Here is a 6,850-nt window from a genome sequence, read left to right on the forward strand (position 1 = left end):
GAAGCGGGCCAAAGACAAATACAAGCAAAACCTAGATTTCGTATTTAGTTTGTTTCCAAAGCTATCTGAGAGGATTAATCAAAAGGCTCAAAGTCTATCTGGCGGCGAACAGCAGATGGTTGCCATTGCAAGGGGCTTAATGGCAGACCCAAAAATTCTAATATTTGACGAACCAAGCCTTGGCTTATCCCCAAAACTGACAATTGAAGTGTTTAGTATAATCAAAAACCTGAAAGAAAAAGGCATTGCGATGCTTCTTGTTGAGCAGAATGTTCATCTGTCTTTGTCAATAACAGACAACGCCTATGTGCTTTCAGAAGGCAAAGTAGTGCTATCTGGAAGCGGTGGGGATTTGCTGGAAAATCCCCAAGTAAAAGAAGCCTTTTTAGGTTTATAGGTTTATAGCTTTAATCATCCAGGTAATCATCAAGGCTTATGTTCGCCATAGGCTTAAACAAAAAAGTCAAAACTAACAAAACAACAATTTCAATAGCAATGCCGTATAAACCTACCCATATTCCCTTATAAACAGCCAACTTAAAATGACCCAAATATAAAATGTAAGTAGTAAGCACTATACCCGCTATTGTTGAAATACCAGCTGGAATTTTTGAAACCCTGTTTGTAAAAAGCGGCAAAAAGATGAGTGGAAATAACTGCACCACCCACGACCCAGCCATTAGCTGCAAAGTAATAATAAATGAAGGACTCATTGCAAGGCTTAAATATAGAGCAAGCAGTATTATTATTGCAACAGAAACTTTACTTATTATTCTTTCAGTAGAATCACTTATGTTTGGATTAATTAAGTTTTTGTAAATATTTCTTGTAAAAAGATTGGCACTTGCAATTGACATAATGGAAGCAGGTATCATACTGCCAAGTATTATAATTGCGCCAATTAATGCTGTAGGAATAGGTCCAAATGTTTTTGAAATAAGCATTGGAAATGCCATATTGGGATTTTTTAAACCAGGAACTACAAACAATGCCGCAAAACCTAACAATGTTATAAATAGCAGCATTATATTGTATATTGGAAGCACAATAGCGTTTTTTCTAACAGTATTTGCATTTTTTGATGAATATACACCTGTTATTGCATGCGGATATAAAAACAATGCTGCAGCAGATCCAAATGCCAGTGTAGCAAAAACACTAATTTGACCGGGAGCAAGAACAGCCTTTTTTGGATAATGCACACTAAACCAGCTAAACATATGTCCAATTGAGCCAAAATAATGTATTGGGATGTAAATAATTAAAAACAACACCATAGCCCATACAAAAAAGTCTTTTATAAATGCAGTTAATGCTGGAGCTCTAAGTCCATTAAAAACCGTAAAACCCATAACTAAAAGCAAAGAGATTATTATGGTAATGTTTGAAGGTACATGTGTAACACTTAGCATAAAATTCATCCCAAAAATCTGCAAGCCGATATATGGTAGCTCAGCTAAAATTCCAATAATACCCACTATCAAAGCAAGAAATTTTGAATCAAAAACCTTTTCTACATAATCACCAGCTGTAATAAAACCATGCCTTTTTGCAGCATTCCAAAGTCTTGGCATAGTTAAAAATACAATTGGGTATGTCATAATAACATAAGATGTAGCAAACAAAGCCAAAACACCTGCACCGTAAGCAAGTCCTGGTATTGCAATTAAAGTATAGGCCGTATATACATCCCCACCTATCAAAAACCAGACAATAAATGTGCCAAAATGCCTTCCACCCAAACTCCATTCTGTTATATCGTTAGTTAAAGATGGTTTAAACCTGCTTGCGTAAAATCCAACAATACCCACAATAACAATAAACGCAAGCATAATGGATAATTCTAAAATATTCATTTTCCTCTCCTTTGGCTTGTTTTTTGCTCAATCTTATAGGCAACAAAAGTCAGTATAATTGTAATAATATCCATAACAATGAGAAAAAATGACATGAAATTGAGTCCGAATACAATATCGCTTCTGTTATAATAAGGTACCCCAAAAGATAAAATTAAAATAGGTATAATGGCAAGTATCCATACAAGTGGATGGTAACGTTTGTAAGTTTTCATAAATCCTCCTTAATATTCTTGAAATAATTATTACATTTTTTAATAAAAGTCAATATATTATTAACTTATAATTTATTTATAAAAATTACATTTATGTCATTAATAGTTAATAAATAATTTTTATATAATTGCAATAATTTTTAATTAGAACTTATTGACAAATTTTTTAAATTAATTTATAAATTAATTTAAAGTTTAGACTTGGGAGGTGAACCATGGGCTGGTTCAAAAAAAGTATATTTTTTATGCTTGCATTAATGATGGGTATTGTTTTGATGCCTTTTTATGCTAAAGCAGCCGCACCAAAACAAATACTTATTGGCACACTTTATGCAAGCTCGGGGCCATTTGCGACCTCTTCTACATCGCAGTATCATGGTCTGGAATTTTGGGCAAACCAGGTTAACAAGCAAGGCGGTGTGTATGTAGCTGCTTTTAAAAAGAAAATACCAGTAAAATTGGTAGCATATGACGATCAAAGTTCTACAACACTTGCAGCTACACTATACAACCAGTTAATTACAAGGGACAGGGTAAATATTTTAGTTGCAGACTTTGGTTCTGTGTTAACATCTGTTGCTGTGCCTATTGCTCAAGAAAACAAAATGCTACTTTTTGACCCAACAGGTACTTCTGCAAAATTCTTTTCACCGCATAATCCATACCTTGTTCTTACAAGTCTACCAACAAGTGGCGTATGGCCAACTGTATTAGCTGACTTTCTAATTTCTCACAAGATAAACAAAGTTGCTGTAATTTATTCAGCAAACGACTTTAATCAATCACAAGCAGAAACACTCAAATCTAAATTAGAAGCTGCTAAGATCAAACCTGTTTATTATCATGCTGTACCAACCGATACTTCAAATTATACTGTACTTATAAGAACAATTGAAGCAACACATCCCAAGGCACTTATAGAATTTGGATATCCAACAAATGATATAGCATTCTTGCAAAATTTGCAGGCAACTGGAGTCAAATTCAATATGGTATTTACCATCTTCCCCGGTCAACAACTTGCTTTGATAGAAAAAAATGTTGGAACAAAAGCACTTGAGTATACTTATACATACCCAACACCACCTTTGCTAGTTTATAACAAAGTAAATTATGGTATGCCAATGAGCGAGTTTGAGAAGATCTACACACAAACAACAAAAAGACCTGTAGATTTTCTAACTGTAGCAGGCTATAATGCTGGTTTGATAATACAAAAAACACTTGCAACAAGCAAAGAATTCAACCAGCTATCATTCAGAAATTCAATAAATACTTTTTCAGGAAAATTATTCACACTCAATGGCTTGTTTAAAATCAACAATGAAGGTGCTCAAATTGGAGAATTTTTGCCTGTGGGACAATTCCAACCAACAAAAACAGGTATAGTATTACATGTTGTATATCCACAAAATATTGCTACTGGAAAACCAATTTACCCAGCACCTTAAAGGCAAAAACGCTATGGAATTGTTTTTCTACGCTTTAATTAGCGGAATTTTATATGGAATATTTTTTGCTCTTGTAGGTATAGGATTAAATTTAATCTTTGGCGTCATGCGAATGGTTAATCTAGCGCATGGAGATTTTATTATGCTGGGCGCTTTTGGCGCCTGGCTTGCTTTTAGTAAATTAAATATGAATCCACTTTTAGCTATACCAATAGAAATATTTATTTTTATTATAATTGGTTTTGGTGTTTATTATGCATTTGTGCCAAGACTTTCAAAATCAAGAGATCCCGAAATGCTATCTTTTATACTATTTTTTGGTATTGCGCAGATTATAGAAGCACTTGCTATATTTGCTTTTGGAAATAATCAAAAATCTATACCGTTTTCTACATTAGGTAAAGGTAGCATAAGTATACTCTCACAGTCGATCCCATTCTCCTGGGTTGTTAGCGCTGCTATTAGTCTGATTATGATAGGTTTTGTTTATTATTATTTATACTTCACAAGAACTGGATATGCTACAAGGGCAATAATGTCAAGCCCAGAAGAAGCTTCAAGTGTAGGCATAGATGTTTCTAAAATATCTGCTTTTGCAATGGGTATAGGTTTAAGCTTAGCAGCTATAGCTGGAGTGCTTGCCCCTTTTATGATTGGAAGCATAGACCCATCTATTGGTGCATCGCTTACCACAACATCTTTTGCAATCGTTGTAATTGGATCTTTGGGTAACCCAATTGGTACAATCCTTGGGGGTATTATATATGGACTTGCCATGATGTTTATGCAAACATATTTAGCATCGTGGACCAATCTTGTTCCTTATGTTATTTTAATCTTAATTCTTCTGGTAAAACCCAGTGGGCTTTTAGGTAAAAAGGTGAGAAATGCGTAAAAAAAACATAAGACTGATTATTGGAATAATATTAATTTTAGTCATGACAGCTTTGTTTGCTGTGCTACCCAAAATTTACAACAATAATTTTTTACTTTTTAATATAATGCTCTATATAGCCTTAGCCGAAGGCTTAAATCTCATCTATGGCTTTACGGGATATTTGCCTTTTGGGTATGTGGGTTTTTTTGGCATAGGCGCATACAGTGCATCACTTTTGATATTACTTTTGCATGTAAGCGTTGTGCCTGCCATTTTACTTGGCGGCGTAGCTGCAAGCATAGTAGGCATAATATTAACGCCTCTTTTGAGGCTTTCTGGTGCATATTTTGCCATAGCAAATCTGGCTGCTTCTCAAGCCATTTATTATATAATATCAAATCCTCATCTGGAAAATATAACACAGGGTCCCTACGGCATAATGCTATCAAGCGTTTATGATGCAACAGCTAGCTATAATGCCATGCTTATAGTAATGTTTTTTGCATTTATGCTTGTTTTGTTTTTCAGGCAATCAAGGTTTGGTTTATCGCTTATGGCAATAAGAGAAGATAGCATAACTGCAAGCGTAGCTGGCGTAAATGTAGTACTTGCACGCACCATTGCTTGGCTTTTGAGTGCATTTGTTGCAGGATTGTGTGGTGGAGTTTTTGCTTGGTATACATCTGTTTTTTACCCGGAAACGGTTTTTAGTTTAAATATAAGCATATTTGCTATTGTATTTGTACTTTTTGGTGGAGCTGCAACATTGATTGGACCATTAATTGGCACCGTTATTTTATACGGAATGTATAATTTTATAGGTATATCAACACCTCAATATTTTCAGTTGATTTATGGTCTTTTGATTGTTGTGTTAATAATGTTTTTACCAAATGGCGTTGTTTCTTTGTTTAAGAAGGTAAAAGACTATGTCCCCTAAAGAAATACTTAAAGTTGAAGATGTAGAAAAACGATTTGGTGGCCTAAAAGCATTAAATAAAGTTAACTTAAGCGTTTACGAAAATGAGATATTGGGTCTTGTGGGACCAAACGGCTCTGGCAAAACTACACTTATAAATACCATATCTGGCATATACAAACCTGATGCTGGTAAAATTTACTTTTTTGGCAAACGTATAGATGGTATAGCAACATATAAACTTGCTCATTTAGGAATAAATAGAACATTTCAGATACCAAAACCTTTTCATGGTTTGACCGTGCGTGAAAATGTTGAAGTAGCTGCATTGTATTCTGGCAAACAATGTCTAAAATCTTTTTTTAAACACTTAAAAAACTTTAAATTTATGGAAAAAGGCTATTGCAATATTGAAGATGATGTCCAAACAGCCCTCTCAATAGTGGGTTTAGATAAATTCCAGGACAAACAAGCAACACAACTAAATACATCAGAGCAAAAATTATTAGGGCTTGCTCGCGCTCTTGCAACAAAACCTAAATTACTCCTTGTAGATGAGATTGCAGCTGGCCTTAATCAAGAAGAAACAGATAAAATTGCCGAAATTTTACAGACACTTGTTAAAAAATCTATTTCTATCATTGTAGTTGAACACTTGATGCATTTCATTCACAAAATTACTTCAAGGGTAGTTGTAATGGATTCTGGGTCGCCTATTTTTGAAGGTACACTAGAGCAAGCTGCAAATGACAAAAAGGTTGTAGAAGTATTTTTGGGAGGTTAGCATTGAGCCTACTGGAAGTCCAATCTTTAGAATCTGGATATAAGATTTTGAAAGTTTTGTGGGGTATTGATTTAAATATTGAGCAAAAAGAAAGAGTTATTTTACTTGGTGTTAATGGTGCTGGAAAAACCACGCTTTTAAAAGCAATTATGGGCCTTTTAAAAATATTCAATGGTAAAATTTATTTTGAAGGCAAAGACATAACACACTTAAGAACCGACAAAAGAGTAAAGTTAGGTATAGCATATATGTCTGAGATTGGAATATTTCCAAATCTTACTGTAGACGAAAACCTCGAATTAGGGGCGTTTTTTTTGGACAGTAAACTTACACATCAAAGAAAACAGCAAATGTATGAATACTTTCAAGATCTATTGAGCCATAAAAAGGCTTTAGCAGGTAGTTTAAGTGGCGGGCAAAGAAAAATGCTGGGCATAGCAAAGCTTTTGATGTCAAACCCAAAACTTGTAGTTTTAGACGAGCCTTCAAACGGCCTTTCGCCTAAATTTGTAAAATTAATAATAAATATTTTAGACGATTTACAAAACAAAGAACAATTTTCAATCCTTATTGCAGAACAAAACATAGCTTTTTTAGACTTTGCGCAAAGAGGTTATGTTATAGATAATGGTAAAGTGGTAGTTTCAGGCAATCTATCAGATTTAAAATCAAATAATATAGTAAAAAAAGCATATTTTGGCATAGAGAATTAAATTTTTATTTCAAATTTAATAAAATTATTGACTTT

Annotated in this window: 8 protein-coding genes; 6 read left to right on the forward strand and 2 right to left on the reverse strand. The window is 33.9% G+C overall.

Going from position 1 to position 6,850, the window contains the following annotated elements; translation table 11 throughout:
* On the forward strand, positions 1-397 hold a 397-nt coding region (locus tag ACP5FO_RS08145), incomplete at its 5' end, for an ABC transporter ATP-binding protein (protein ID WP_428110864.1).
* A gap of 10 nt (positions 398-407) precedes the next feature.
* On the opposite strand, the gene ACP5FO_RS08150 is transcribed toward ACP5FO_RS08145, so the two are convergent.
* Together ACP5FO_RS08150 and ACP5FO_RS08155 are read right to left on the reverse strand one after the other, a co-directional pair.
* A complete protein-coding gene (locus ACP5FO_RS08150) occupies positions 408-1,856 on the reverse strand; it encodes a sodium:solute symporter family protein (RefSeq protein WP_428110865.1) in 1,449 nt (482 codons plus the stop codon).
* On the reverse strand, positions 1,853-2,071 hold the full coding sequence (locus ACP5FO_RS08155) for a DUF3311 domain-containing protein (protein ID WP_428157347.1): 219 nt from the start codon (positions 2,069-2,071) through the stop codon (positions 1,853-1,855). The genes ACP5FO_RS08150 and ACP5FO_RS08155 overlap by 4 nt, the downstream gene beginning before the upstream one ends.
* A gap of 215 nt (positions 2,072-2,286) precedes the next feature.
* Between ACP5FO_RS08155 and ACP5FO_RS08160 the strand changes: the two genes are divergently transcribed.
* The 5 genes from ACP5FO_RS08160 to ACP5FO_RS08180 are packed head-to-tail and all read left to right on the forward strand — an operon-like array spanning position 2,287 to position 6,815.
* On the forward strand, positions 2,287-3,522 hold the full coding sequence (locus ACP5FO_RS08160) for an ABC transporter substrate-binding protein (protein ID WP_428157348.1): 1,236 nt from the start codon (positions 2,287-2,289) through the stop codon (positions 3,520-3,522).
* Between the two features lie 13 nt (positions 3,523-3,535).
* Positions 3,536-4,417, forward strand: coding sequence for a branched-chain amino acid ABC transporter permease (locus ACP5FO_RS08165; RefSeq protein WP_428110553.1), 882 nt, complete (start codon positions 3,536-3,538; stop codon positions 4,415-4,417).
* Complete coding sequence (locus ACP5FO_RS08170) at positions 4,410-5,339, forward strand: branched-chain amino acid ABC transporter permease (protein WP_428110555.1); 930 nt, start codon at positions 4,410-4,412, stop codon at positions 5,337-5,339. Before ACP5FO_RS08165 ends, ACP5FO_RS08170 begins: the two co-directional genes overlap by 8 nt.
* The gene (locus tag ACP5FO_RS08175; protein ID WP_428157349.1) at positions 5,329-6,102 is read left to right on the forward strand and encodes an ABC transporter ATP-binding protein; all 774 of its coding nucleotides are present in this window, start codon (positions 5,329-5,331) and stop codon (positions 6,100-6,102) included. Before ACP5FO_RS08170 ends, ACP5FO_RS08175 begins: the two co-directional genes overlap by 11 nt.
* A 2-nt stretch (positions 6,103-6,104) precedes the next feature.
* Positions 6,105-6,815: an ABC transporter ATP-binding protein gene (locus ACP5FO_RS08180; RefSeq protein ID WP_428110558.1), complete on the forward strand. Its 711-nt coding sequence runs from the start codon at positions 6,105-6,107 to the stop codon at positions 6,813-6,815.
* Positions 6,816-6,850: the final 35 nt, after the last annotated feature.

The organism is Desulfurella sp., assembly GCF_049977265.1.
GTDB lineage: Bacteria > Campylobacterota_A > Desulfurellia > Desulfurellales > Desulfurellaceae > Desulfurella.

What these genes read in the sequence shown, in the direction of transcription:
- ACP5FO_RS08150 (WP_428110865.1), bottom strand. Translation starts at nt 1,856, where the DNA reads ATGAATATTTTAGAATTATCCATTATGCTTGCGTTTATTGTTATTGTG.
- ACP5FO_RS08155 (WP_428157347.1), bottom strand. Translation starts at nt 2,071, where the DNA reads ATGAAAACTTACAAACGTTACCATCCACTTGTATGGATACTTGCCATT.
- ACP5FO_RS08160 (WP_428157348.1), top strand. Translation starts at nt 2,287, where the DNA reads ATGGGCTGGTTCAAAAAAAGTATATTTTTTATGCTTGCATTAATGATG.
- ACP5FO_RS08165 (WP_428110553.1), top strand. Translation starts at nt 3,536, where the DNA reads ATGGAATTGTTTTTCTACGCTTTAATTAGCGGAATTTTATATGGAATA.
- ACP5FO_RS08170 (WP_428110555.1), top strand. Translation starts at nt 4,410, where the DNA reads ATGCGTAAAAAAAACATAAGACTGATTATTGGAATAATATTAATTTTA.
- ACP5FO_RS08175 (WP_428157349.1), top strand. Translation starts at nt 5,329, where the DNA reads ATGTCCCCTAAAGAAATACTTAAAGTTGAAGATGTAGAAAAACGATTT.